Here is a 26,273-nt window from a genome sequence, read left to right as displayed (position 1 = left end):
ACCCAATTTGAATCGTTAAGGGATTTACTGTGAAAAAACTGATTAGCTTAGTTTTGTTCGCAATGCTTGCGGCTCCAGCTGCCTTTGCACAAGACCGTTATATTGCTGACAAACTATTTACTTATATGCATTCTGGCCCAAACAATACGTTCCGTATCATCGGTAGTGTTGACGCTGGTGAGAAGATTACCTACTTACAAACGAACAAGAGCACGGGTTACACCCAGGTTCAAGACAGCCGTGGCCGTAAAGGTTGGGTTGAAAGTAAGTTTGTAAGCACACAAGAAAGCATGGCACTGCGCATGCCTAAGCTAGAAAAAGAACTCGCTGAAGTAAAAGGCAAGCTAGCGAATGCTCGTCAGAGTGCTGACAGCGAAAAAGCAGGCCTAGCGAGCTCTCTAGAGTCTCGTAACAAGCAGATTGCTGAACTAGAACAGAACTACAGTGAAATTAGCCAACAGCTAACGAGCTCTCAAACAGAGAACCGTGAACTACGCGCTAAACTAGACACTCAAAAAGATGATCTACTATTGAAGTACTTCATGTACGGTGGTGGTGTTGCTGGTATCGGTCTACTTCTGGGCCTTGTCCTACCACACATTATGCCTCGTCGTAGAAAGTCACCAAACGGCTGGGCGTAAGCGATTCGTTTGTCGATTTCTCGTGTTGTACGTGAATCAAAGTAAATTCAGTATCGAATATCAAAAAGGAGCACCAAGGTGCTCCTTTTTATTTGCCTTTTATCTAGATGCTTTTAGAACTCGCTAGCCTTTCCATTCATACAGCGCGGGAATTTCTATCTTTTGCTGATTGAATTCAATCACTATCGATTGAGGTTTAATCTCAAGCAACTGAATGTCCTGTCCTATCCAGTCTCCTTGCGCCACTTCTTGGCCATTCACTTTGACCCAACGCTTCGTTTCACTGCTTGAGTACATGTGAGTTTGTAGATCTAACTTGGGTAACACTCCAGATAAGCTATTGCTATGAGACTCGAGTTCTATTGTCTGAGATTCCGTTTGTGTTGCTGGTCTTGAATCCATTGGTTCGGGCGCGTCTTGCTGATCTCCCATAATCGATTCAAGCTTCAACGCCAGATCAGGAGGCAGTTCACTGAAGTCTAGCCCTTGCAGTAAATCACTGTCCGATTGCAAATCACGGCTCTCATCGCTCGCTGTAGGTTGAGCTGATGATTGCACCGTTGATGAATCAGAGCTGGCTGTCGCTTGTGTATGATTGTCTGCGTTTGCCGCACTCACGTTTGAGCCACCAGCACGATTGCCGCTATCTGAGTCAATCTGTGCATAAACCGCCTGGCGTGGCAGTGCTGCTAATGTCTGACTTACCGGAGCAGCACGAACAGCAAACAACGCTTTGTTTTTAACTCCTTCTGACGCAGTATCCACACTTTGCGTACCAGCCTCAGCTATTTCAACTTCAACGTCTGGTTGAGGTGCCTGTTCTAGTTGCACGACGTCAACGGGTTGCTTTGCTGATGGTGACTGTTGTTGGTCGTTATACGATTGATAAGCTAAAGTTCCACCCACTATCAAGGAAGGAACCAACATAAAGAGTAAGCCCATAGCAACCGAGGAACCTTTCTTTTTACTGATCGCCATTGCAGAGTTCGGTACATGATGACTTTGATAACCTCTAAGCTCAGATTGTTTAAGCTCGTGCATAATGCGTGACATTAGCTTGCACCTCCATCCAGTGACATCAGCTTAGGAGAATCGAGTTGAGCTAACCTTTGAAGTCTTGCTAGCGTGCGTTTTCCAGCGATACCATCTACCGACATCCCTTGCCAAATTTGAAAGGCTTCGACCTTCATTTTCAATTCGCTATCGAAAATATCACTGCCAGATACAACATCATCCAAAACTTCAGAAAGTAACAGATCAAGCAGTGCAACTGCCTCACCTTGATAACCTTCTTTAAGCGTCTCTCTTAATGGCTGTTTCCAAATCGCGACATAATCACCTTGCCATATTTGCTCTAGAGATCGCTTAGGCATTACCAAAAGCTTTTCATTAACTAATAATTCCACCGAATCTTCGGACGCACCATAAAGTACCGCGAACACAGGTTCTTGCTCAATATCTAACTCAAGGACAACAGGCACACCAAGCTCTAATAAGGACTCTAGATTGGACTGGTGTTGCTCACATACGAAAACACTTTGCGGCTCACTTAAACACAAGCCATCACGTAGTGAAGACTGATAACCCCATAAAGTATAGAGATCTTTAATCGCCAGAGAACGGTTGGTTCCCTGCATCAAATGCTGCTGAATGTGTTGTGGTAATGCAAATTTTGAAGATTCAGGTTGCAAGACCAATTCTGGAGAGCCTACCACCAAAGAGCGCTGAACGGTTGGAGAGGCTTCAATGCTCGCTTCGCTTAAAGGCTCAGTAGATAACCAGGAGTCGATATACGATGGCGCGAAATTAAAGGTCGCGAATGCTAAACCAATGCTTAACACAGCAACACTTGCGTATTGGATTAACTTTGGAGCCACATAAGCCATGCGAGGTTTTTCAACGTGATAAACCTCGGCTTGAAAGGCCATGATCTGTTGGCAAGCTCGGCTAACCGTGTCATTCGAAGGAGCTCGTTCACCATCATGAAAAGAGAGCTGAAGCGCTTTATCACACACCAAGTTAATCAACCTTGGGATGCCATGGGTATATTGGGCAATTAACTTAACCGAGCGATTTGAAAACAACATCTGCTCGCCACCCGCCGTTTCCAAACGAAACGCGATGTACTTGCCAGTTTCCTCAATATTGAGTGGCAGCAAGTGATAACGCCCCGTAATACGCTGCGCTAGTTGACGTAGCTGAGTGGTTTGTAAGTGTTGCTGTAATTCAGGCTGACCAACCAACAAAACTTTTAATAATTTACGACTGTCAGTTTCTAAATTAGTCAGAAGACGCAACTGCTCCAGCACATCGGCTGCGAGATGTTGGGCTTCATCGATCACCAATAAAGTTTGAATGCCTTCGGCATGGCTATCGAGTAAGAAGTGATGAATCGCCTGAGTCAATTGTTTCAACGATGCCTGTTCAGGGTACTCAACCTCAAACTCATCGCAGACAGCTTCAAGTAAATCAGTATTGGAAAATGTAGGGTTAAGTATAAGGCCAGCTTGAGTCTGACTATCGAGAGAGGACAGCATTGCCTTGGCGACCGTAGTTTTCCCTGTACCAACCTCACCGGTGAGCATTGCAAAGCCCCCACCTTCGCCTAAACCGGCTTGTAGGTTCTGCATCGCCTCTTGGTGACGCTGACTCAAAAACAAATAGCGAGAATTTGGTACAATCGAAAATGGCATCTCAACGAAGCCAAAATATTCCTTATACATGTGCTGCCCTATAATTACGATTAATGGAAAGTACCATTGCTTGCAGTAAAGTCCAGCAGTGATAAAACATTTCGAGGTGATAAGTTGCAAATATTCGATAGCCTACCAAAAGAGAATGGGCTACAACGCTATCTCGTCGGCGGTGCGGTACGCGACCAACTGCTCAACATTGAAAGTTATGATAAAGATTGGGTGGTCGTCGGAAGTACTCCTCAAGAGATGGAGAGCCTTGGCTTTACCGCTGTCGGGAAGGATTTCCCTGTCTTCTTACATCCAAAAACCAAAGAAGAGCACGCACTGGCTCGTACCGAAAGAAAGTCTGGCTCAGGTTACACCGGCTTCGAATGTTACTTTGCGCCAGACGTAAGTTTGGAAGAAGATCTGATGCGTCGAGATTTGACGATCAACGCTATTGCTCAAGATGACAAGGGCCAACTTTACGATCCTTACCATGGCGAGAGAGATCTCTCTGATCGAATTCTAAGACACGTTTCTGATGCGTTTATAGAGGATCCTCTACGAGTGCTGCGCGTCGCTCGCTTTGCAGCAAAACTTCACCATCTTAACTTCACGGTTGCACCTGAAACCATGGATATGATGAGTAAGATCGTCCAATCCGGTGAACTCGCACACCTCACCGCAGAACGAGTTTGGCAAGAGTGGCATAAGTCTCTTAGTACATCACATCCAGAGGTGTTCCTTTCCGTTTTAAGAGAATGTGGCGCATTGGCTGTTGTATTACCTGAAATTGATGCTCTATTTGGCGTACCTCAGCCTGAAAAATGGCACCCTGAGATCGACACGGGGATTCACACTCTGATGGTTGCTCAACAAGCAGCACTCTTAAGCCTGTCATTGCCTGTGCGCTTTGCTGCTCAAGTGCACGACTTAGGCAAAGGCGTCACACCAGAGAAAGAATGGCCAAGCCACAAAATGCATTGTCACACTGGTTTAAAGATCATTAAAAGGCTTTGCCAAAGAGTACGAGTGCCCAATGAGTTTAGAGATTTAGCACTGCTGGTATGCGAGCAACACTCTAATATCCATCGAGCAAGTGAGCTCAAACCAGCCACTTTCCTCAAAATTCTCAATAAGTTCGATGTTTGGCGTAAACCAGATAGGCTAGATAACATATTACTTTGCTGCCAAGCTGATCACGCAGGTCGTAAAGGATTAGAAGATCAGCCTTATCCTCAGAAAGCGCGTTTTGAAGTGGCTTACCAAGCGGCGCTTCAAGTCGAGGTTAAATCGATTATTGCCGATGGTTTTCAAGGTAAAGAGATTCGAGAAGAGCAAGAGAAACGCAGAGCTGCAGCCATTGAAAACGCATTATCAGAGCTCACTGATACTTAGTCTTCACTCCATTAGTAAGCACGCATTAAAAAGCCCGCGAGTCAGCGGGCTTTTTATTTCAATCTTTATACGACGAGACTGTTATCAGCGTCTGTTATTGCATCATTAAGAAAGCAAACAGACCACAACCTAGAATTAGGCGGTAGATAACAAATGGTGTCATACCCATGCGTGAAATAAGCTTCAAGAAGAAGTGAATACAGATGTAAGCACTGATGAAAGACACCGCAACACCCGTTAGCAGAGTGCCAACATGGATTGGGTCACCGCTTGTCACCAACTTAAGACCCAAGTAGCCACCAGCCAAAGTGATGATTGGAATAGACATCAAGAAAGAAAATCGAGCTGCCGCTTCACGAGTAAAGCCAAGGTAAAGCGCTGCAGTAATGGTTGCGCCAGAACGAGACGTTCCCGGGATAATCGCCATTGCTTGAGCCAGGCCAATAAACAAAGCCTTTTTCCAACCCGCTTGGTATTCGTCATCACGTAGGCTTGAATTCTTATCCACCCACCATAGCAATAGGCCAAAAATGATCGTCGTCGTTGCAATCACCCACGCGCTACGCAAGTAAAGCTCAACAATGTCTTTCATCAACAAGCCAAAGATACATGCCGGGATCGTTGCGAGAATGATCATCCACGCTAACTTCGCTTCTTTACTGCGATCACCCTTAAATACCGAGCCAAAAAACGCACTCAACAAAGAGACCACTTCTTTGCGGAAATAAATAACCACTGCAGCCAACGTACCAACATGTACTGCAACATCAAAAGCCAAACCTTGATCTTCCCAACCCAATACCGCGGAAGGAAGGATTAAGTGTGCTGAACTGGAAATAGGTAGAAATTCAGTAAAGCCTTGTACCAACGCCAATATAAACGCTTCAAAATAACTCATTACTTACCTTAAAAATTATAGTTTTATGTCTACGACAGAGAGCGAGTCTAGTTGCTGCATCTTCTGCCATATTTCACCGACGGTTCGTCCGTCTTGCGGGATGACTCTCGCAGGACAGAGATCATAAAGTGGTTGTGTTACAAAAGGATATTTATAAATATCACTGCGTGGTAATTCTGGATCGCTCTCAGAAACCACCTCTCCAAACAGCACAATATCAAGATCGAGCTTTCGATCTTGAAGCTTATGAGCGTCTTCAGAGCGACCCCATTTAAACTCAATCTTACGCAGTTGCTGTGAAAATTCAGTCAATGATAGTGATGTGTCGAGTTCTATCACAAAGTTATAAAACGAGTGGCTTTTAAACCCCACAGGCTCACAGTGATAGATTTTAGAGCATTTAAGGTTAGTCCCTAACGATTGAAGCTCTGTCCATGCCACCCTTGCATGCTTGTCGCGGTCTATGTTCGTGCCGACACCAACATAGGCTATTGTCATGCCTGACCTCGTTCGATGATCACACCGACTGCTTTCGCTTGTGGCACTGCGCCAGGTTTAGCCAAACGGATCTTAATCCAAGGCACAGAGAATTGAGTCATGATCAATTCAGCGACTTCTTCTGCTACACGTTCAACCAATAAGAAGCGACCATTAGCAATATGATCTAATACCGCAGTGCTGACTGTCGAATAATCCAAAGCATCGACTACATCGTCACTTTTTCCCGCAGGGCGGTTGTCATGAGCCATTTCAATATCAAGTACAAGTTTTTGTTTAATCTCTTGTTCCCAATCGTAAACACCGATCGTTGTAATTACTTCTAGCTGTTCAATGAAAACTTTATCCAGTGCCATGACTTGTCCTTTTAGAGGTCGGATACCCATATTGGGGAAAAAAACGTATTATTCGTGTAATTCCAGATATGATATCAATTACTCTTGGATTGAGCATTATTTTCCCATCGTTAGGCTTACAACCGTTTAAGGAAAAACATGACCCCTTTGGCACTTATCATGATCATTGCAGCCTATTTGCTAGGTTCAATTTCGAGTGCGGTCTTGATATGCCGAGTCTTAAGACTTCCTGATCCAAGAACGGTAGGCTCCAACAATCCAGGGGCCACCAATGTACTCCGCTTGGGCGGTAAAGGCGCCGCGGCAGCCGTACTACTTTGTGACATGCTTAAAGGCACCATTCCAGTCTGGCTTGGCTACTACCTCAATATCGACTCGATCATTTTAGGCGTTGTGGCTATTGCTGCATGCCTTGGTCATATGTACCCGATATTCTTCCATTTCAAAGGCGGTAAAGGCGTTGCCACCGCACTTGGAGCCATCGCACCAATTGGATTCGATTTAACAGGCATGATCATGGCGACATGGTTAGTGGTGGCATTTTTGTTTCGTTATTCTTCTTTAGCGGCATTGGTTACTGTGTTGCTTGCGCCTTTCTACGCTTGGTTAGTCAAACCTCAATACACACTGCCAGTAGCCATGTTGTGTTGCTTAATCGTTCTACGTCACCATCAGAATATTCGTCGCTTACTCGATGGCAGTGAACCAAAACTCGGGCAAAAAAAATCGGCTTAAACTGTCATGTCTAAGCCGAACCATTTTAAAACCGAGATACGTTTAAAGCGACGTAAGTATAAGTCGATCAATCATACTCAGTATTTTAGAGCTTACAGCAGATGTTTATCTAAAAACGTCTTCAGCATAGCGTTAACAAACTCGGGCTGCTCTAGCGAACTAATATGACCCGCCCCAGGAATCACCACTAACTCACTGCCTGTAATGCAATCGTGCATTAAGTAAGATTCCAATGCTGGACGTGGCTTATCTTCTTGTCCAACGGCAATCAAAACTGGCAATGCAAAGTTCTCTACCACTTCAATCATATCGCGACGTCCAAACACCATTCGACCGATTCGTGCGACTTCTTCTGCTTTCTCACCCTCAAGTGACGATAGCTGCTGAGTAAAACCTTCCACTAAAGCTGGTGAGTTAGTTTGAGCATCATTGGCGAAGAACAGTGGAACAACCGCTTCTACAATCGGCTGAGGAACCATTTTGGTTTGAGTAATGGTGTCTAGCATGCTGAAGTATTTAGCATGAGCAACTTCTGGCTCTAAACCAACAAAGGTATCCATAAGTACCAGAGACTTGATTCGTGCAGGAGCTAATTCCGCTAACTCTGCTCCCCACATACCGCCAACCGATAAACCAACCACTGAGAATTCTTCGATCTCTAAATGATCAAGCAGAGCCAAAACGTGCTGAGCGTAATCTTTTAGGTTACGCATTGAACTTGGTGCAGCTTGAGATTCACCATGAGACCAAAGCTCTGGAACAATACAACGATACTGCGCTTTTAGCGCATCGATCTGTGGCTTCCACATCGCACTATCCCAAAGATAGCTGTGGCCGAATACTACGACAGGGCCTTGACCTTCATCGAGGTACGTCATTGACTGATTATCTACAGTAAACTTGTTCATTTTCTTCCCTAATATCTCTCTACGAATATCGCTCAGCTTATGAAACGACGATATATAAAAACGGCCGCACGAGGCGACCGTTTATCGAAACACACTGGTTTATTCTGCGCTTAGTTTTTGTTGATCGACTGTTTTCGTTGATCGACTTTTTCTCGTTGAACGATTGCGACTACTTAAGCAATTGGCTCTAGTTGGTCAATTGGCCAACGCGGCGTGGCATGAACAGACAAATCAGCCGTTTCACCATTTTTAAGGCGTTGCATACCCGCGTAAGCAATCATCGCACCGTTATCAGTACAGAACTCAGTGCGTGGGTAGTACACCTCACCACCGATTTTCTTCGCCAGCGCTTCAAGCTCAATACGTAGCTGTTTGTTGGCACTTACACCACCAGCAATCACTATACGTTTCATGCCCGTTTCCGCCAAGGCACGCTTACATTTGATTACCAAGGTCGCACAAACGGCTTCTTGGAACGCGTAAGCGATATCAGCACGTGTCTGATCGTCGTTGTCATTCGCACGAATCGTGTTCGCAGCAAATGTTTTTAGACCAGAAAAGCTCATATCGAGCCCTGGACGATCGGTCATTGGACGCGGGAACTTAAAACGACCTGGAGTGCCTTTTTCTGCTAAACGAGACAGCAATGGACCACCTGGGTAATCTAAACCCATCAACTTCGCGGTCTTATCAAAAGCTTCACCGGCCGCATCATCAATCGATTCACCAAGAATTCGATACTCGCCGATGCCTTTCACTTCTACCATCATGGTATGTCCGCCAGAAACCAGCAGAGCCACAAATGGGAATGGTGGCGGGTTATCTTCTAACATTGGCGCAAGAAGGTGACCTTCCATATGGTGCACTGGCACAGCAGGCACGCCCCACGCATAAGCAATACTACGACCAATGGTTGCACCCACGAGCAGTGCACCAACTAAACCTGGGCCAGCCGTGTAAGCAACACCATCAATGTCTTTGGAGGTCAAGTTAGCTTCCGCTAATGCCGCTTTAATCAATGGAATGGTCTTTTTCACGTGGTCACGTGATGCAAGTTCAGGCACCACACCACCATAATCGGCGTGCAGTTTTACTTGGCTGTATAATTGATGAGAAAGCAGCCCTTGCTCATCATCATAAATCGCGATTCCTGTTTCATCACAAGAGGTTTCAATACCAATAATGCGCATAATTTTCTCGGCACGCTTTCGTCTAAAATGGGAAATTAGCGCAATATTACCCTGCCTAAGCTCTTCAAACAAATATTGTACAGACTATAATCGACAAAGTGCTTTACAAAGCCACTGTGATCGGATTAAAATTCCGCACCATTTTTGATCAAGCTGGTTAATGGCCAAACGCGAATAGAGAGTTAGCTCGATGGTAACTTCTCTGATTTGGTACTGAGTGACCAGCGATAATGAATAACCCCTGAGGTGAAAGGCATATGCCAATAGTTAAAGTACGTGAAAACGAACCGTTCGACGTTGCACTACGTCGTTTCAAGCGCTCTTGTGAAAAAGCAGGTATCCTTTCTGAAGTGCGTCGTCGTGAGCATTACGAAAAACCAACTACAGTTCGCAAACGCGCTAAAGCAGCAGCTCAAAAGCGTCACGCTAAGAAGCTAGCTCGCGAAAACGCACGTCGCGTTCGCCTGTACTAATAACTTAATCCATAAGGACTGAGTTATGGCTCTTATTGAACAACTCAAAGAAGAGCAAAAATTAGCGATGAAAGCCAAGGACAAACCGCGCCTTGGCACTATCCGCTTAGCTCTTTCAGCAATTAAGCAACGTGAAGTTGACGAACGGATCACTCTGAACGACGACGACATTCTTGCTGTATTAGTTAAAATGGTTAAGCAACGTCGCGATTCTGTTGCTCAATATGAATCGGCAAATCGTCAAGATCTTGCTGATGTGGAAAAAGCAGAAATTACTGTACTTGAAGGCTTTATGCCTCAGCCGTTAACCGAAGAAGAAGTTATTGCACTACTTGATAGCGCAATCGCCGAAGCTCAACCAGCGGGCATGCAAGACATGGGTAAAGTAATGGCTATCTTGAAACCACAAATTCAAGGGCGTGCAGATATGGGTAAAGTGAGTGGTTTAGTTCGTTCTAAACTCGCTTAATCCCAAATCAAATTGCAACAAGCCGTGCAATCCTTCGGAACGCACGGCTTGTTTGTATCTGTAACCCATTCAAACTATTATTATCCACACTCTCAGTTAGTGCATTTTTCTAAGGTTTTATGGCAGGACACATCCCGCGCAGTTTCATCGATGATCTCCTAGCACGTCTCGACATTGTCGATATTGTCGACGCACGCGTGAAACTTAAGAAAAAAGGCAAAAACTATGGTGCTTGTTGTCCATTTCACAATGAGAAAACCCCCTCTTTCAGCGTAAGCCAAGAAAAACAGTTTTATCACTGCTTTGGCTGTGGCGTACATGGCAATGCCATCGACTTCATGATGGAGTTCGAACGCCTCGATTTCGTGGAAGCGATTGAAGAGCTTGCTTCCTTTCTCGGGTTAGATGTCCCAAGAGAACAGCGCAGCGGTGAAATATCAACAACACCAAGAGCCAACAGCGAACAAAAACGTAACCTCTACGATTTGATGGGCGGAATCAGTAATTTTTACCGCTCTCAACTGAAGATCTCAGCTAACAAGCCTGCGATTGATTACCTAAAAAATCGTGGACTGTCTGGTGAAATCGTCCAGAAATTTGGTATTGGTTACGTTGCCGACGAGTGGGACCTTGTTCGTAAAAACTTCGGGCAACAAAAAGAAGCCCAAGACATGCTGGTTACTGGCGGCATGTTAATAGAAAACGATAAAGGCAACCGATACGATCGATTCCGTGGACGCGTAATGTTCCCGATTCGTGACCGTCGTGGCCGAGTGATTGGATTTGGTGGTCGTGTTTTAGAAGACGGCACGCCGAAATATCTAAACTCACCAGAAACGCCTATCTTCCATAAAGGTAAAGAGCTTTACGGCCTTTATGAAGTGATGCAAGCCTACCGTGAACCGCCTCAGATACTTGTTGTAGAAGGTTACATGGATGTCGTCGCTCTCGCGCAATATGGTGTCGATTATTCAGTAGCCTCACTGGGCACCTCAACTACAGGTGACCACGTTCAAATGTTATTCCGACAAACCAGTACCGTGGTTTGTTGTTATGATGGCGACAGAGCAGGTAAAGAAGCGGCGTGGCGCGCATTAGAAAACGCATTAGAGTTTCTAAAAACAGGTAATACGCTGAAGTTCCTATTTTTGCCTGATGGCGAAGACCCTGACAGCTATATAAGAGAACACGGTAAAGACGCTTTTGAACAACTGGTACAAAATGCGACCCCGCTCTCGACTTACTTGTTTGATAACCTCATCGAACTGCATAAGCTAAACTTAGGAACAACCGAAGGAAAATCGGCCCTGCGTGCACACGCCAGTGCCCTGATTAATAAAATTCCTGACAGTTACTTCCAAGAACTGCTCGAAAAATTACTCGATGAGCGTACTGGATTTGATAACCAATTGAGACGTGCTCGCGTTCATACAAAGAACCCGACACCTCAACCGCATAAAGAGCTCAAGCGCACTCCAATGCGTGAAGTTATCGCTTTGCTTATCCAAAATCCGAGCTATGCTGATATGGTACCGGACTTATCAAGCGTCAAAGGCTTACAGTTGCCTGGACTAAGTTTATTCGTTGAAGTACTTGATAAATGCCACGCGCATCCCCATATCAACACAGGCCAATTATTAGAGCATTGGCGACATAATAAACATGAGGCACTTCTGTCTCGTCTCGCGAGCTGGGAAATCCCCCTCGACGAAGACAATCAAGAAGACATATTTTTAGATTCATTGGACAATATCCTTGCCCAGTGCGTTGAAAAACAAATTGAAAACCTGCAGGCCAAAGCAAGAAGTGTCGGTTTATCAGCCGAAGAAAAAAGGGAGCTACTAGCTTTAATGCTAGATCTAAAAGCGTAACCCTGTTTGATTAGTCAGCATTTAATAAATTTGTTAACATAATTGGTTTGCATTTGAGAATGCAACGTCCTTCACCAGACCTGAAGTTGGATATCATCTATGGATCAAAATCCGCAGTCACAGCTAAAATTACTTGTTATTAAAGGCAAGGAACAAGGCTATCTGACCTACGCCGAAGTAAACGACCACCTACCTGCAGAAATCGTGGATTCTGAACAGGTAGAAGACATCATTCAAATGATTAACGACATGGGTATCAAGGTAGTAGAAACTGCACCTGATGCTGATGATCTAGCTCTTAATGATGACGATGCCAATATAGATGAAGATGCAGCTGAAGCTGCTGCTGCTGCGCTTTCAAGCGTAGAGAGCGAGATTGGCCGTACTACTGACCCTGTTCGTATGTACATGCGTGAAATGGGCACAGTTGAGCTACTAACTCGTGAAGGCGAGATCGACATTGCTAAGCGTATTGAAGACGGTATTAATACCGTTCAACTATCCGTTGCTGAGTACCCAGGCACCATTCCATATATCTTGGAACAGTTTGACCGCGTACAAGCAGAAGAGATTCGCTTAACAGACCTAATCAATGGCTTTGTTGACCCAGACGACGATGGCACAGCTGCGCCAACGGCAACACACATCGGTTCAGAACTTGCTGAAACTGATCTGGAAGACGAAGACAAAGAAGAAGCTGAAGACGACGAGGAAGAGGAAGAAGAAGATACAGGTATTGATCCTGAGCTTGCTCTTGAGAAGTTTACAGCGCTTCGTACTAGCTACCAAAACCGTCAGCTAGCAATCAATGAATACGGCCACGAAAGCCCGAAAGCAACGATTGCAACAACAATGATGCAAGACGTATTCAAAGAATTCCGTCTGACACCAAAACAGTTTGACTACCTAGTAAATGAACTTCGCACTTCAATGGATCGTGTACGTACTCAAGAACGCCTAATCATGCGTCAAACGGTTGAGTACGGCAAAATGCCGAAGAAATCATTCATTGCCTTATTTACTGGCAACGAATCTAGCGAAGCATGGTTGGATGAAGTTCTTGCTTCAGATAAGCCATACGCAGAAAAAATTAAACGTAACGAGCACGACATTCGTCGTTCTATCCAAAAACTGGATATGATCGAACGCGAAACCTCTCTTACTGTTCAAAGCATTAAAGACATCAGCCGTCGTATGTCTATCGGTGAAGCGAAAGCTCGTCGTGCGAAGAAAGAGATGGTTGAGGCGAACTTACGTCTAGTAATCTCGATTGCTAAGAAGTACACAAACCGTGGTCTACAATTCCTGGATCTAATCCAAGAAGGTAACATCGGTCTGATGAAAGCCGTAGATAAGTTTGAATACCGTCGTGGTTACAAGTTCTCTACTTACGCTACGTGGTGGATCCGTCAAGCAATCACTCGTTCGATTGCCGACCAAGCTCGTACTATCCGTATTCCGGTTCACATGATCGAAACGATCAACAAACTAAACCGTATCTCTCGTCAAATGCTACAAGAGATGGGTCGTGAACCACTTCCGGAAGAATTGGCTGAACGCATGCAAATGCCTGAAGACAAGATCCGCAAAGTACTGAAAATCGCTAAAGAGCCTATCTCAATGGAGACACCAATCGGTGACGACGAAGATTCGCACCTAGGTGATTTCATCGAGGATACAACTCTTGAGCTTCCTTTAGACTCAGCAACGGCAACCAGCCTACGCGGTGCAACTAAAGACGTTCTTGCGGGCCTAACTCCTCGTGAAGCTAAAGTACTACGTATGCGTTTCGGTATCGACATGAACACAGACCACACTCTTGAAGAAGTGGGTAAGCAGTTCGACGTAACTCGTGAGCGTATCCGTCAAATCGAAGCAAAAGCACTACGTAAACTTCGTCACCCAAGCCGTTCAGAAACTCTGCGCAGCTTCCTAGACGAGTAATCACACGCTTTAATGTGATTAGCTTTTAAGCTTAAAATAGAAAAGGTGAGCGTTGGTTCACCTTTTTTGTGCCTACATGATTTAAGTGGCTAAGATGTAAGCGGAATTGGCCCCTATAGTGTCTAGACACCATTGAGCGCTTCCCCTATAATCTATGCCCTACGGCCCCTTAGCTCAGTGGTTAGAGCGCACGACTCATAATCGTTCGGTCCCCAGTTCAAATCTGGGAGGGGCCACCAAATTAGAAAAGCCAGAACAGTTTATACTGCTCTGGCTTTTTGCTTTTCTGAAGCAGTACAACTCAATAGCTATATTTCCTACAAATAGCGAATCGTCCCGAACACAATTCCAATTGCCTCTCTGTGACTGAGCTTACTTTTCTTTTATAAAAAAATCGGCAATATGAACGTACATAAATCGTTCAATAGTTCAGGGAAGACACATGAAAGACGAAACACTCTCGATTCACTTCGGTTACGACACAGATCCAACAACTAAATCCGTTGCCACACCTATTTACCAAACCGTAGCTTACGAATTCGATGATGCACAACACGGCGCCGACCTGTTTAACCTTGCGGTGCCAGGCAATATCTACACTCGCATAATGAACCCAACCAACGATGTGTTGGAAAAACGTATGGCGGCCTTAGAAGGCGGGATTGCTGGCTTAGTCGTGAGTGCGGGCAGCGCTGCGATCAACTACGCGATTCAAACGTTGGCACAGATCGGTGACAACATTGTCTCCACACCTCAGCTTTACGGCGGTACTTACACCCTGTTTGCTCACATGCTACCAAACCAAGGCATAGAGGTTCGCTTTGCCAAAGACGATAAACCTGAAAGCTTAGCTGCACTGATCGATGAAAAAACCAAGGCGGTTTACTGCGAGAGTATTGGTAACCCAGCAGGCAATATCATCGACTTAGAGCGTGTGGCCGAGCTTGCTCACGCACAAGGTGTACCTGTGATTGTTGATAACACCGTAGCAACTCCGGTGCTGTGTAAGCCTATCGACTTTGGCGCAGATATCGTGGTGCACTCACTCACCAAATACGTGGGTGGTCACGGAACAACGCTGGGTGGCGTGATTGTCGACTCTGGCAAATTCCCATGGGCAGAGCACAAAGATCGCTTCCCAGTATTTAATCAGCCAGAACCTTCTTACCACGGTGTGGTGTACACCGAGGCTTTTGGTGACGCTGCGTTTATTGGTCGTGCTCGAACGGTTCCACTGCGTAATACGGGTGCAGCACTGTCACCCATGAATGCCTTCATGTTGATGCAGGGTCTAGAAACGTTGTCGCTACGCATGGAGCGACACACAGAGAATGCACTGAAAGTAGCTGAGTACCTTCAGCAACATGAGAAAGTGAGTTGGGTGAGCTACGCTGGTTTACCCACGTCTGAGTTCTATCCTCTGGCTGAGAAATACATGCAAGGTAAGCCGTCTGCCATTTTATCTTTTGGCTTAAAAGATGGTTATGAAGCCGGTGTGCGTTTCTATGATGCGCTGCAAATCTTCAAGCGCTTGGTGAACATTGGCGATGCAAAATCTCTCGCTTGTCACCCTGCTTCTACAACACACCGTCAATTAAGCGAAGCGGAACAAAAGCAAGCAGGTGTATCACCAGAGATGATTCGCCTCTCAGTAGGTATTGAACACATTGACGATATCTTGGCTGACCTAGAGCAAGCACTTAATGCTTAGCACTTAATGACGCTACCGCTAGCTCTAACACTGATCGTTAATTAACAGACACAAAAAAAGCCCATCACAGGATGGGCTTCTTATTATCTAATTGTCGGTGGACATTAAAGATTAAAACTTTTCTTTCTTCCAGAGCTTGTTGTTATGTAGATATACGGGGAATGAAGTAACAATAAAGATTGAAACTAAGTCAATATCCCGACCTTCCAAAGTCTAAAGTTATGACAATAAAGTTTAAAACTTTTAGAATACTTCTACTTAATCTCCATAAGCAGGGCGGGATCACACTTCGCTCACTTCTTAATCAAGCCGTATTCGAGCTTAAAATCTAAGTCGAATTTCCCGAAAACTGCCGAGAAAATACAAACTCCTCAGTTTGAAAAGCGACCAATATGTTTGCGGATTGAACGATTAAGTTAGTATGCTCTCACCCTGATCTCCATAAGGGCTTTGCCCCTAACCATAATACTTCTCAAAGATATGCATACATACCTCGCTACAAGTTTAAATCATAAGTCATCGTCATCAGACTCAACCCAAAACCAATAATTTTGCAAACGTATTATACAAAATAGTTAAATTGAAAAATCTTTCTCAAGTGCAATACGTGCTTTGTATCCTACGAAATAACTTCTAAGCAACTTATTGGAGAAGATTTCACGAAGGTGGGACACACGTTGACCGTTCATTAACAGTTTGTTGCTGAGTACCTTGATATCAAAGTTCTGAGCGTTACTCAATGTAAATGAAGAATACTGTTGAACTATTATTTCACTTAATGGCTCGTTGGTTAAAACACATGGAGCGACTGGAGAATAATGAGAGGGCTCTACTTGAGCACTCTTTGCCATTCTGAGAGCTTCTTTGAGTTGGTTAAACTTTTTGATCCACCCTGGTAGGAATACTAACGGTGGTAATTCCTGGTTATAATCAAAACTAATAAGGCCGGATGAATTAAATACACACAAGTCTAACCAATTGATATTTGCAGAAATCGCTTTACCAAAATTGAATGTATAGTAAATATTATTATTACTGTCTTTAGGAAGAACTATAAAGTCACAACTCTCACGTGAGTTTAATTGACGCTCATGAGCATCCTTACGCTTCTTTGTATTGCTAACTAATTCAGTTTTAAATGGAATTAATAACACTTCATTAACTGACCGTTCCCCCAATTCATCCGGCTTTCCCCTTACCATTAGGTCACAGGCTTGTTCCAAGAGAATGTATTTCTGCGCACCTATATCGAATATATCACCAGAACGTATAGGTGTATGTGTGATGTTTATTGTTTCATCAAAAACTTCTTGGTGACGAAGTTTAGAAAAATTGTTATTGGGTAAAATCAATCCTTTTAAATATTCCACATACGCTTCATCCCTCAAAATAGGAGAGGTTTGTACAGAACGGTAAGCTACTATCTTTTCTAGGATAGAATTCTGTTCATTCAAATATTGACTAATAGCTTCATACTGTTTAATTGAAAATAAGCGATGTAGTAAATCAATTTCAGAAGCACCTTCATCAAGTGAGCTCTTAAAAATTGAAGAATCAACTTCATAAATAGAATGTTGACTCAAATCTGATTTTAAATTGTTAATTGATTCAATAAGTTTCTCCGAAACGCTTTCAACCATTTCGGAGCTTAATTTTCTAAGAAATATTCGTTTTACAAACTCAGATGCTTTAAATTTAATACATATCTTTTTGTCATCTTCCATGATATCTTTGGATAGAACGGAAAAGTATTGAGAATTAATATGACTTGCTACTTCTTTTGTTATTTTAAATCGCTCATTTTCTTCTTCTGAACCGTTTTTTGTTTCGCTAGTAAATAAAACACAATAAATATTACTTAACTCGCTATTAAGCACATCAAATACTATTAATTTACCATGATCTTTAGGAAGGTTTTCACGAGAAAAATCATAGTCAATGAGGAAAAGATTTTCATCAGAATTCTTAAGCCAAAATTCCTTTTCTTGTTGCCATTTTTTATTGCTTAACGTGTGTACTCTTTTATTTGTGTGATCTTCAAATATATCTTTGAGATTTTGAAATTCTTCTGGAGTGAAATCGGGAAGATCTTTCTCGATATATTTGTAGAACTTTTCAATACTATCCTCATCTTCTGGTAACTGGTCTTTCCATATATCAAAAGGAGAATTCGATTGTAACTCTGCTATAGTTGAAAAAGGTTCAAACTCTTGAATCAAAGTTGGTTCTACTTCATAGTAGTTTTTAACTTCAGTTAAAAACTCATCTTTAAAGTCACCACTGTTAGGAGCAAATCGGTCGTCCACCCAAATTACATTATCTAATTTAATTGCGTCGAAAACGCTTTGTTTAAATTGTTCTACAGCCATTACACCAACGCCTCGATTAAATCAATTTCAAACTTATATCTTCTACCAAATTTATTTCTTTCTTCTAATAATTTGATAGAGCACCCTCTTTCTTTGAGTAGGGTTTGTACAATATATAACCCTAAGCCTTGGCCATATTCTTTATCTGATGCGAACATATCAAATAGCACATCTTCCAATGCAGGTCTAACGCCTTTAGCACTATCCCAAATTGTGATGATGCTATTGTCTACAGAGATCGTTATTGAATGTTCGTCTTGAGGGTAGTGAGCTTTATATACCGTTAACCAGTGCTCAGAGTTTCGCACAATGTTATCGATGATTTGGTATAGCTTACCTCGGTTATATGATACTGATTTGGAATTTTTCTTATCGTCTAATTTTATTTCAAGCCCTTTACTTGAAAAGTAACCCTTTCGTAACTCAAAATATTCATGAACGAAATCAGAGATACTAATTTCTTCCATTACTTGTCGTTGAGCTTTTACTAGAGGGTTAAGTGATGAAATAGCTTTTGACAAAACTTGAGTGTCACCCCTAATACCGTTAAGTTCTTTGGTCAATGGAACATCTTTAATACCTAAATCTTCTACTCGTTTTTTGGCTGCATTTAGGTGTAATCGCGTATTTCTGATCTGCTCATTGGCTTCGTGAGCCAATGTTTGTGCAGATAAACCAATCGCTACGTGATCATAAAAGTTCTTAATTTGATTCTCGTAGCTTTTAATTTCATCAATAACTTTTGTAGTCGAGTGAATGTGGCTAGCTAAGTCATCAGTAAAGGCTTTGTACTGCTTTAAACTCGAATTTACTTCAGACTCTAAAGATGTCACCAGATCTTTAATGGACGCTAGTTTCTCCGCTAAGATAGGGTCACTAAACATATCTTTCTGGTTTTCATCTATCGCCTTATCAATCTCAGCGCGCTTTTCGGTAAATGTTTTCTGAATGCGTGAAGTAGATTTAGTCACCTTCGGTTGAAGCTTTATACTCTTTTTGACAATATTATCGAGCTCAACAGTCGCTTGTTTTGCCGAGTAGCCTTTAGGCTTACCAGCATCTTCTAGAATCATTTCATCTAAGAACTTGTGTGTACTTCTTCTACTGTCGTTTAAAAAATGGTTCACTGTCTCAATGAAGTGACGACAGAGAACATAAAAAGCACGATATTGAGGGTTATCTACAAAGCTTTCACGGTCAGATTTTTCGATTAAGTATTTATTATTGTACCAGCTTAGATTGACATACCCTGTAACATTACCAGGTCTTAGTGAGTATGCAGCAGAACCCGATGTCATATCTTTTGATAACCCAAGCCAGTCTTTTCCTCCGGAACCAACCTTAAATCCATCGCGATAAACGGAGATATCACCAGAAATCGCTTTTATAGTTTCTCGCATTTCTTGGAGAGAGATATCTTCGACATTGAGCGCTTCTTTCATTAATGAAAAGTTAAATAGCTTTGCTTCAAAAACACCTGGAAAGTTTTCCGAGATTAATGTTGTGCTCATCTCATCAAAGGAAGTTCTATGTTCAAAATTCAGGAAATATTTGTTTTCGGAGTGAGTAAACTCATAACCTTGCAAGCGAGGTTGTCTTTTTATGTAGTCTAGAAGTGCAATTCCATTGTCTGACAAGACATGATTGTCGAAAGGAGCTCTTCGAGAGTCTGTCGTATTAGGTTTATAAGGCATAAGGTCTATCTTGCCTTTTACAACTGCCTCGGTTTCAGTGACTGCGAATTCAAATATACTGGACGCTTGTTCTAGTAGTTTATTCGAAACGATTTCTAATTCTTCGTTGACTCCATTACAGACATAAAATGTTTTGAAGTCTGAGATTTGACCGTGAGGGGACACCATAGAAGCTATCTTGTTCTTTATAGAGTTCGACTCTTGGCTTTCCCAGAAATCTATATTTCTAAGCCCAATAGCTTCAATGATGGTGCCACTTGAAGGTTTTGGTGAAAGGGGCTTTTCTTCAATATGAATGGTGTCAATGGTTTTACCGTGAGAGAAGTCGTCCCAATTAAACGAAACGGCAATACCAGGTTGGTTAGCTTGATCATGTGTTGATATTCGGCATAAAGAGCCTAGTTGCATAGAACCTAATCGACCTAAACCTTTGTCACCGACTAAAGTTCGATCGTATTTTTTGGTTACAACCCCTTGTTCTTTTGCTGCCTTTTTTTCTGAGTAACTAACTGTAAGCCAAGAGCGATCTATCCGGTTTCTGTTCATACCGTGACCATTGTCTTTTACAGAAATTCGACCTTTATAAACCTTCTTCTCTTTTACTTCTTTACCCTCAACCATTGTGATGTGTTCAACGGTTTCGGTATATCCAGTATCAACTTCTATATAGCAAAAACTCGCATCAGCATCGTGCGAGTTTTTAATAAGTTCGACTAGAGCTATATCTGGGCCACTGATTAACTCAGCACCTAGTTGCTGAATGACATGGGCATCGATTTTAAGCTTTAGTGGGTCTGGTTTTTTTTCTTTTTCTGACGTTGTTGCCATATTATCTCCGCATTATCAGGACAGTTTCTTTGCCCATCGTTGTCGCGACTTTGTTTCTTGAAGGCATTCGTTTAGCGGGTATGTCTCTTTCAAGCTGGTAAACAAATTTACAGCCAAAACTTTCAAGTACTTCACGCATAATTTTGTCTAGTGGTACTTCAATATTTGAGATTCTTCGATTGCCTAGGGTCCAAATCATATATGCATTATCACGCAGTTCATCAACTGCATTTTCAAGAGCTAGAGAGAGATCATAAACAAAGCTAATGAGCTTTTTTGTATTGTCTGGATTCACTAGATGAATAGTCTCGATGCATTGATTTAATGAAGGGGACTTATCTTTAAGTGCTTCATGCTTCTCCGCTGACTCTTTCAACGAACCACCTAAACTAGAACTATCAATCGTGTTTTGTTGGCTCAGCAGCTGCGGTTGGGTACTTTCATTAATGTCGTTCATATCTATCCATTGCAATGGTAAATATGAAAACTGGCCATATGTTACTGTAGTAGCATTATCACCATATGGTGGTGAACTAATTAGCAGGTCGTATTTCGTTTTAGAGCGCGTGCGAGCTTTTGCATCGACATTCTTAATGCTAACTTTGCTTACACCTTTTGAACGGACTAAATGTCCGTTGTCAGCAAGCAGTTGCTTTTGAGCTTTGATGTTTTCAACACTTTTCAGAACATTACGTTTGAAGATTTCTTCAGGCGATCCAATCTTTTCAATTTGTTCTTCAGATTTAATATGAAGCTTATATGTTGAGCTTCTGGAGTTACACGTAGAGCGAACTGTGTTACTAAGTGCTAGCCAGAAGATCTTACGCGCCCATTTTGAAGGTTCGGCTTTAATTGCCAAATAGATCGTACTCAGTTCAATTTGAACATTCGGTAAGAACCATTTATCTATACCTGTGAAATTTACGGCAACAACATCTGCTTTGCTTGTTTCAATAGTGAAAAGAAGGTTAGCTACTTTCTCTTGAAGCTTTTTGATGTATAGAGGGCCACTTTTAACTTCACAAGCTAAGATTGCGAGAGGGTTTATATCATGGCCCACAAAATCGAGCCCACGCATCATTGCTTCACCTAATGTGGTGCCGGAACCCACAAATGGGTCAAATACAGTCTTAATATCATTATCTTCACTACAAATCGCATCAATAAGCTCGCCCTGCATTTGAGGAACCATCATCGCTGGGTATTGAATAAGAGCATGGCAGTGTTGTCGACTTGAACGACCTTTGAAAGACCAGTACGAGTCATCTGCCAATGAGTAAGCCTTGATTTTATTGATAATTGTTTTGTCATGTACAGTTAAAGGCATTTAGGTCGAGCTCAAATTAAGTGAATGATTAAGAATCTAATGTATCTACATCGTTATTATCTAAGACATTTTATCATCATTTGGGCATAGACACCAGGAAGAGTAATCGTATTAAGCATCTATCATAACTTGGGCGCAGCTCTCGTTTCCCAATCCGATATCGATTCTACAGGGACTCCATTGAGTACCTTTCTTATGGCTCAGGGTGATAAATCGCAAACTACTTTTGAAAGCACGCTTAGCAACCACCTCTTACGTTGGTCTCACCAAAGCCATGCCTTCTACTCAAGAAACTAATTCTCAAACTGTTGATTAATATCATTCTCACTTACTTTAACTATGTGTAGGGCGCTCAATTCATCTTTATCTAAATGAACCAAAACATCACATACTGCCGCAAAAAAACCACAAGCATCAGCACATTCTTCTATTTTGGGCTTTGACAAAAATCTAGTAGATTGATGCGCTCCAACATGAGACAACTTAACTCCTAGTTTAATATTTCTGACATCTATTAGATTGGAAAACGTCCCATAGCTAATATCTAAAACTTCAGAGATTCTAGTTCTTAGCTTATTGTTTTTATTAACTAATGTCATTATTTGAACAACATTCTTACTAAGGCTATCGGGAATTTCTCTTTTTGTGGTTGATGTGAATTTTTTTACATCAAGCATACTAATTAGTTGTTTTTGTTTTTTCAGTACTTTATCAGCAGAAATTTCAAAGATAGCTCTAATCGAGCACGCTATAAGGGGTAAGTACTCATCACGTTTTTTGGTTGAATAAGCTTTATCAATTGCATAAATCAGATCTGACACTGTTTCTAACCTGATTTTATATTCAGCAGCTGAAGGCAGTGTAAACAATGAATTACCTAACACTTTGCCAGATATATTTGATACTTTTTTTTCAAATGAAAAAATTACTTCCACTGAAACAAGGCCTGTCAGTTCATCTTTGTAACGGTATCTAACAATAACCTCTTTGGGTTCTTCGATAGAATTTAATACTCTACTGGATGACTCTTCATCATTGATAGTAATAGATACTCTGCTCTTATCTACTCTTTCACCTTTACTATCCCTTACTTGAAATATATAGTCATCTAGCCCAATTTGACTAGAAGGTATATGAAAATTTGTATGCTTCTTTCTATCTATTGATATAGATGCAACTTTAATTTCATTCTCACAAAGCTCAGCTTCGGGAATCGCTTTTCCAGTTGGATACAGTTTGCTATCTTTTTTTAATTCTTTCTTTAGTTCTGCACCTTTAGTTTGAATCAGCTCATTTAAAGCTCTAAGATCATTTGTTAAGCTTTTTGTTAAACCATTTTCAACAAAGTTAGTTCTATCCGAGTTAAATTCAATATCACTACTTTCGCTTCTAATCAGAACATGACCTATTATTTGAGCTAGAGTATCACTTGATTTTTTCCTACGAAGTAAGTCTGGGTCAAAAAGCATTACATTGTTGAATAAGTTATTATTGACATACACAAGTGGGAAAAGTGCATTATCATGAACTCTTTTATACAAAGCAGAAATACCTTTTGAATTTCTTCCTTTCTGAAATTGGAAAACAATTAGTTCAACATTAACGCTATAGTCGCTTCTACTAATATCAAACGGTGTTTCATTTATTAACTTACCTAAATGATAGAATTCAATTATCCCTTTAAAAGAATTATACTTAACATAAAATAATTGATTTTCTTCACTTTCATTCTTAAACAATTTAAGCCCATTTGATGAAAGTACTTTTTCTCTATTTTCAACCTTTAATTTTATATTAAACCCTTCATTTATTATTGATGAAACCAACTTCTCTGATATCTTATTATCAGAGAGTTCAATAAGCAAATCGTCCATCTCTTCTTTGCTAGTTGATATTATAATTTCAGTTCCATCTTCCTTTCCCACATCAGTAGTTATCGGTATTTCTACTCCTGAAACATCATCCCTAGATACTAAATCTGATTTTCTAGCAGAAAACATGTTGACCTCTCCATTCTTACATGTTTTCCATATGACTTTATCACCAAATTTAAAAGCAGAAAGAAAACCAAGACCTTTGGAACCTTGTGTAATTCTAGTTTTACCATCTTGCGTTATTTCTTTGCCATAAGTCTTTGTACTTCTTGATACATGGAAGAGAGAATTAATATCATGTCTTTCCATGCCATTCCCTTTGTCAACAATAGTTATCTTATTCTTGGATGGTATTACGGTTATTGTTACTTCTGGTGAAAATGCATCGTAAGCATTTTTAATAAGTTCATTCAAAGCAAACAAGGAGGTAGGAATTTTGTTAGAGAGCTCGTTTATAATCTCTCCACCAAACCTTATTGATACAGATGTCATTTAACAGTAACCTTTTTATACAGATAAATAGCTGTAATGTACCCCTGATGGAGTAAACTTTCTAGCTTGTTGCTACAGATAAGAGATCTAAAGAGCTAATAGAAAGATAAATGCATCACTTATGCTTCCATCATTTAAGATACTTTCTTTTATAACTCAATTTAATTGAATTTTAAATAGACAGAAAATTATATTTTAAGTCAAAATACAACACACTAATGTTGCTAAAACAATCGATATCTATGCTCTAACGTTCGTAACATCTGTTAGCAAAGATTAATTTACAACTTGTTTGCAACTCTGGTAGCCCAATCTAAGATTGAATCGGTCGGAATACCTGTCGGATGCCCCTCTACTGACTTAGGGTGAGAAATACCAATATGCTTTTTGAAGCCAAACATGGCATCCATTTCTTGTGTTGGCCATCCCAGAGACTTTGTCACTACGCCTTTTTTGATTCGAGAAAACTGCTCTTTCCAATTGCGAGTATCAATCTGCCGTATACACTTTGTTGAGATCCATTTATTCAGTCCAGTGACATCAACTTCGAGCAAGTAATTCACATGACCATTACGCTCCACGACAACACAACGAATTGTTCTTTTTGCGCAAGAGTCAATCAAATGGCACTTACTGCGCCCGACTTGGTCTAGTTCATGAGTGTAAGAATCAATGATTGTGCAGGTGTACTTTTCCTCTAGCATTTTCACCATCATGTTAAAGGCTGTAAAACGAGACGCATACTCCTCTGATCGATCAGTGCAATCTTGCATACCTCCCCCCATATCTGCCGAAGGCATCTCACCGTTACTGCCTGGCTCATTGGTACTTACCTTATCACCAGCTTTCTCGGGGGCATCTTTGCTACTATCTGGCCGATGACTCCTTTTTGGGGTTGTTACTTTCGATGTTGAAAAACGATTTTTAAACCTTATTGAGCAAGTATTTTCTCCCAGTAAGAATGCTTGGTTCACATTGGAAGCTTCTCTATCGTCATCGATGATATGATCTTCTGGGCGCTCATACGGTTCAGGACCTTCTCCACCAATGGTTGGTTTTTGCCCTTCATCTGGGTGCGTAAAAGACGTGTTATGGAAGTAGACCCTAGACGGCATTTGAGCGTTAATTTCAATATCCGTGATCTTTTCAACTAGAAAGTAGCGGCCACTTGCATCAAGCCTTCCTTCGAACTCGAAAGACCACCCAGCCATTTGGGGAGGGTCAAAATGAAATAGCCAGCGCTTAAACTTCGGAGTTACATCTTTGTCCTTCTCGACGTTAAAATACCTAAAAATCGACTCAAATGAACGTTTTGCATTGCTATCAATAAGCAACCAGCTCAACATTGCTCTTGTTGCAGAATCATTGAATGCCGAAGGAGGAAAGTTTGATGTTTGCAACACTTCGATGTTGGCATAATTCTCCTTGGTGTTGACTTCGACTTTGAAGTCGGTGAGCAAACGAGTAGACATCAATGAGGCTCGTGATAAGTAAGAGCTGGCATAAAATAAAACCCTTGCCAACTCAAGCTGAGGTATTACTAGTTTAGGGGCAGTGCCTCGGTCTAATACAAATGCATGTTGTTCTGACTCCTTCTTTCTCAAAGACTCTGCTGACTCTGAGTCAGGGAACTCATTTAAGGTACTGTGTCGAAAGAACTCATTACTTCTAAATTTATGACGTCCTCGTTTAGCGTAACTTTCTGATACCCCTCTTTCATTAATTATTTTTCCTCGGTACAAAGCTGGGACGTTAGAAAATGCAGTCGCACGAAAATCATTTTTTTTCTGCTGTGGGGGATAGCACCAAACTTCAATTGAAGGCCGGTAAGATGAATCACTAGTTGGTACTAATATTTTACCTGTATGGACTATACGTACATCTTCGTCACACTTTTTAAACCTAGCTCCCATGTCATT

The 26,273-nt window shown here is 41.8% G+C and carries 20 protein-coding genes and 1 tRNA gene; 9 read left to right on the top strand and 12 right to left on the bottom strand.

Features of this window, described 5'->3' with window-relative positions; translation table 11 throughout:
* Nucleotides 1-29 precede the first annotated feature (29 nt).
* Entirely contained in the window at nt 30-641 is a 612-nt protein-coding gene (locus tag IQO02_RS04180) for a TIGR04211 family SH3 domain-containing protein (protein ID WP_010434638.1), read from the top strand.
* 123 nt (nt 642-764) lie between these two features.
* Here IQO02_RS04180 and IQO02_RS04175 read toward each other — a convergent pair whose 3' ends face one another.
* Together IQO02_RS04175 and IQO02_RS04170 are read right to left on the bottom strand one after the other, a co-directional pair.
* Nucleotides 765-1,694: a general secretion pathway protein GspB gene (locus tag IQO02_RS04175; RefSeq protein ID WP_065100587.1), complete on the bottom strand. Its 930-nt coding sequence runs from the start codon at nt 1,692-1,694 to the stop codon at nt 765-767.
* The gene (locus IQO02_RS04170; RefSeq protein WP_186706792.1) at nt 1,694-3,364 is read right to left on the bottom strand and encodes an ExeA family protein; all 1,671 of its coding nucleotides are present in this window, start codon (nt 3,362-3,364) and stop codon (nt 1,694-1,696) included. Before IQO02_RS04170 ends, IQO02_RS04175 begins: the two co-directional genes overlap by 1 nt.
* Nucleotides 3,365-3,400: 36 nt before the next feature.
* Between IQO02_RS04170 and IQO02_RS04165 the strand changes: the two genes are divergently transcribed.
* Nucleotides 3,401-4,717 carry a multifunctional CCA addition/repair protein gene (locus tag IQO02_RS04165; RefSeq protein ID WP_010434626.1) on the top strand — a complete coding sequence of 439 codons (1,317 nt, stop codon included), beginning with the start codon at nt 3,401-3,403 and terminating at the stop codon, nt 4,715-4,717.
* Between the two features lie 94 nt (nt 4,718-4,811).
* On the opposite strand, the gene IQO02_RS04160 is transcribed toward IQO02_RS04165, so the two are convergent.
* From IQO02_RS04160 to folB, 3 genes are read right to left on the bottom strand one after another with little or no spacing between them, the layout of a single operon-like run.
* Complete coding sequence (locus tag IQO02_RS04160) at nt 4,812-5,615, bottom strand: undecaprenyl-diphosphate phosphatase (protein ID WP_010434624.1); 804 nt, start codon at nt 5,613-5,615, stop codon at nt 4,812-4,814.
* A 15-nt stretch (nt 5,616-5,630) separates the two neighbouring features.
* On the bottom strand, nt 5,631-6,113 hold the full coding sequence (gene folK, locus IQO02_RS04155; RefSeq protein WP_010434622.1) for a 2-amino-4-hydroxy-6-hydroxymethyldihydropteridine diphosphokinase: 483 nt from the start codon (nt 6,111-6,113) through the stop codon (nt 5,631-5,633).
* Nucleotides 6,110-6,469 carry a dihydroneopterin aldolase gene (gene folB, locus IQO02_RS04150; protein WP_004735969.1) on the bottom strand — a complete coding sequence of 120 codons (360 nt, stop codon included), beginning with the start codon at nt 6,467-6,469 and terminating at the stop codon, nt 6,110-6,112. The genes folK and folB overlap by 4 nt, the downstream gene beginning before the upstream one ends.
* A 138-nt stretch (nt 6,470-6,607) precedes the next feature.
* Here folB and plsY point away from each other — a divergent pair, with 138 nt between their 5' ends.
* Entirely contained in the window at nt 6,608-7,204 is a 597-nt protein-coding gene (plsY, locus tag IQO02_RS04145; RefSeq protein WP_016767764.1) for a glycerol-3-phosphate 1-O-acyltransferase PlsY, read from the top strand.
* Nucleotides 7,205-7,296: 92 nt separating this feature from the next.
* On the opposite strand, the gene IQO02_RS04140 is transcribed toward plsY, so the two are convergent.
* On the bottom strand, nt 7,297-8,112 hold the full coding sequence (locus tag IQO02_RS04140; RefSeq protein WP_016767765.1) for an alpha/beta fold hydrolase: 816 nt from the start codon (nt 8,110-8,112) through the stop codon (nt 7,297-7,299).
* A 173-nt stretch (nt 8,113-8,285) separates the two neighbouring features.
* Nucleotides 8,286-9,302 (bottom strand): tRNA (adenosine(37)-N6)-threonylcarbamoyltransferase complex transferase subunit TsaD, encoded by a 1,017-nt coding sequence (gene tsaD, locus IQO02_RS04135; protein WP_010434613.1) that lies wholly within the window; start codon nt 9,300-9,302, stop codon nt 8,286-8,288.
* A gap of 257 nt (nt 9,303-9,559) precedes the next feature.
* Here tsaD and rpsU point away from each other — a divergent pair, with 257 nt between their 5' ends.
* The 6 genes from rpsU to IQO02_RS04105 all read left to right on the top strand — a co-directional run bounded on the left by rpsU (nt 9,560) and on the right by IQO02_RS04105 (nt 15,770).
* Nucleotides 9,560-9,775, top strand: a complete 216-nt coding sequence (gene rpsU, locus IQO02_RS04130) for a 30S ribosomal protein S21 (RefSeq protein WP_004396009.1) — start codon at nt 9,560-9,562, stop codon at nt 9,773-9,775.
* A gap of 25 nt (nt 9,776-9,800) precedes the next feature.
* Nucleotides 9,801-10,244: a GatB/YqeY domain-containing protein gene (locus IQO02_RS04125; RefSeq protein WP_010434610.1), complete on the top strand. Its 444-nt coding sequence runs from the start codon at nt 9,801-9,803 to the stop codon at nt 10,242-10,244.
* A 119-nt stretch (nt 10,245-10,363) separates the two neighbouring features.
* Nucleotides 10,364-12,115, top strand: a complete 1,752-nt coding sequence (gene dnaG, locus IQO02_RS04120) for a DNA primase (RefSeq protein WP_010434609.1) — start codon at nt 10,364-10,366, stop codon at nt 12,113-12,115.
* 99 nt (nt 12,116-12,214) lie between these two features.
* Nucleotides 12,215-14,059: an RNA polymerase sigma factor RpoD gene (gene rpoD, locus IQO02_RS04115; protein WP_010434608.1), complete on the top strand. Its 1,845-nt coding sequence runs from the start codon at nt 12,215-12,217 to the stop codon at nt 14,057-14,059.
* Between the two features lie 163 nt (nt 14,060-14,222).
* A tRNA-Ile gene (locus IQO02_RS04110) sits at nt 14,223-14,298 on the top strand.
* A gap of 203 nt (nt 14,299-14,501) precedes the next feature.
* Complete coding sequence (locus IQO02_RS04105) at nt 14,502-15,770, top strand: O-acetylhomoserine aminocarboxypropyltransferase/cysteine synthase family protein (RefSeq protein ID WP_102282634.1); 1,269 nt, start codon at nt 14,502-14,504, stop codon at nt 15,768-15,770.
* A gap of 575 nt (nt 15,771-16,345) precedes the next feature.
* On the opposite strand, the gene IQO02_RS04100 is transcribed toward IQO02_RS04105, so the two are convergent.
* From IQO02_RS04100 to IQO02_RS04075, 5 genes are all read right to left on the bottom strand, one after another.
* Nucleotides 16,346-18,139: a hypothetical protein gene (locus IQO02_RS04100; RefSeq protein ID WP_193838506.1), complete on the bottom strand. Its 1,794-nt coding sequence runs from the start codon at nt 18,137-18,139 to the stop codon at nt 16,346-16,348.
* A complete protein-coding gene (locus IQO02_RS04095; RefSeq protein WP_193838505.1) occupies nt 18,139-20,661 on the bottom strand; it encodes a sensor histidine kinase in 2,523 nt (840 codons plus the stop codon). The genes IQO02_RS04100 and IQO02_RS04095 overlap by 1 nt, the downstream gene beginning before the upstream one ends.
* A gap of 1 nt (nt 20,662) precedes the next feature.
* Nucleotides 20,663-21,988 carry a DNA methyltransferase gene (locus IQO02_RS04090; RefSeq protein WP_193838504.1) on the bottom strand — a complete coding sequence of 442 codons (1,326 nt, stop codon included), beginning with the start codon at nt 21,986-21,988 and terminating at the stop codon, nt 20,663-20,665.
* Nucleotides 21,989-22,281: 293 nt separating this feature from the next.
* On the bottom strand, nt 22,282-24,354 hold the full coding sequence (locus tag IQO02_RS04085; protein WP_228005997.1) for an ATP-binding protein: 2,073 nt from the start codon (nt 24,352-24,354) through the stop codon (nt 22,282-22,284).
* 281 nt (nt 24,355-24,635) lie between these two features.
* The gene (locus IQO02_RS04075; protein WP_193838503.1) at nt 24,636-26,267 is read right to left on the bottom strand and encodes a Tn7-like element transposition protein TnsE; all 1,632 of its coding nucleotides are present in this window, start codon (nt 26,265-26,267) and stop codon (nt 24,636-24,638) included.
* Nucleotides 26,268-26,273 lie beyond the last annotated feature (6 nt).

The organism is Vibrio sp. OPT24 (assembly GCF_015163545.1).
Taxonomy (GTDB): Bacteria; Pseudomonadota; Gammaproteobacteria; order Enterobacterales; family Vibrionaceae; genus Vibrio; species Vibrio cyclitrophicus.
Note: the sequence above shows the minus strand (reverse complement) of the source record. Positions and strands in the feature narration are given on the sequence as shown.

Excerpts from the sequence above, each read along its gene's own strand:
- IQO02_RS04175 (WP_065100587.1), bottom strand. The coding sequence starts at position 1,694 with ATGTCACGCATTATGCACGAGCTTAAACAATCTGAGCTTAGAGGTTAT.
- IQO02_RS04170 (WP_186706792.1), bottom strand. The coding sequence starts at position 3,364 with ATGTATAAGGAATATTTTGGCTTCGTTGAGATGCCATTTTCGATTGTA.
- IQO02_RS04160 (WP_010434624.1), bottom strand. The coding sequence starts at position 5,615 with ATGAGTTATTTTGAAGCGTTTATATTGGCGTTGGTACAAGGCTTTACT.
- folK (WP_010434622.1), bottom strand. The coding sequence starts at position 6,113 with ATGACAATAGCCTATGTTGGTGTCGGCACGAACATAGACCGCGACAAG.
- folB (WP_004735969.1), bottom strand. The coding sequence starts at position 6,469 with ATGGCACTGGATAAAGTTTTCATTGAACAGCTAGAAGTAATTACAACG.
- plsY (WP_016767764.1), top strand. The coding sequence starts at position 6,608 with ATGACCCCTTTGGCACTTATCATGATCATTGCAGCCTATTTGCTAGGT.
- IQO02_RS04140 (WP_016767765.1), bottom strand. The coding sequence starts at position 8,112 with ATGAACAAGTTTACTGTAGATAATCAGTCAATGACGTACCTCGATGAA.
- tsaD (WP_010434613.1), bottom strand. The coding sequence starts at position 9,302 with ATGCGCATTATTGGTATTGAAACCTCTTGTGATGAAACAGGAATCGCG.
- rpsU (WP_004396009.1), top strand. The coding sequence starts at position 9,560 with ATGCCAATAGTTAAAGTACGTGAAAACGAACCGTTCGACGTTGCACTA.
- IQO02_RS04125 (WP_010434610.1), top strand. The coding sequence starts at position 9,801 with ATGGCTCTTATTGAACAACTCAAAGAAGAGCAAAAATTAGCGATGAAA.
- dnaG (WP_010434609.1), top strand. The coding sequence starts at position 10,364 with ATGGCAGGACACATCCCGCGCAGTTTCATCGATGATCTCCTAGCACGT.
- rpoD (WP_010434608.1), top strand. The coding sequence starts at position 12,215 with ATGGATCAAAATCCGCAGTCACAGCTAAAATTACTTGTTATTAAAGGC.
- IQO02_RS04105 (WP_102282634.1), top strand. The coding sequence starts at position 14,502 with ATGAAAGACGAAACACTCTCGATTCACTTCGGTTACGACACAGATCCA.
- IQO02_RS04100 (WP_193838506.1), bottom strand. The coding sequence starts at position 18,139 with ATGGCTGTAGAACAATTTAAACAAAGCGTTTTCGACGCAATTAAATTA.
- IQO02_RS04095 (WP_193838505.1), bottom strand. The coding sequence starts at position 20,661 with ATGGCAACAACGTCAGAAAAAGAAAAAAAACCAGACCCACTAAAGCTT.
- IQO02_RS04090 (WP_193838504.1), bottom strand. The coding sequence starts at position 21,988 with ATGCCTTTAACTGTACATGACAAAACAATTATCAATAAAATCAAGGCT.
- IQO02_RS04085 (WP_228005997.1), bottom strand. The coding sequence starts at position 24,354 with ATGACATCTGTATCAATAAGGTTTGGTGGAGAGATTATAAACGAGCTC.
- IQO02_RS04075 (WP_193838503.1), bottom strand. The coding sequence starts at position 26,267 with ATGGGAGCTAGGTTTAAAAAGTGTGACGAAGATGTACGTATAGTCCAT.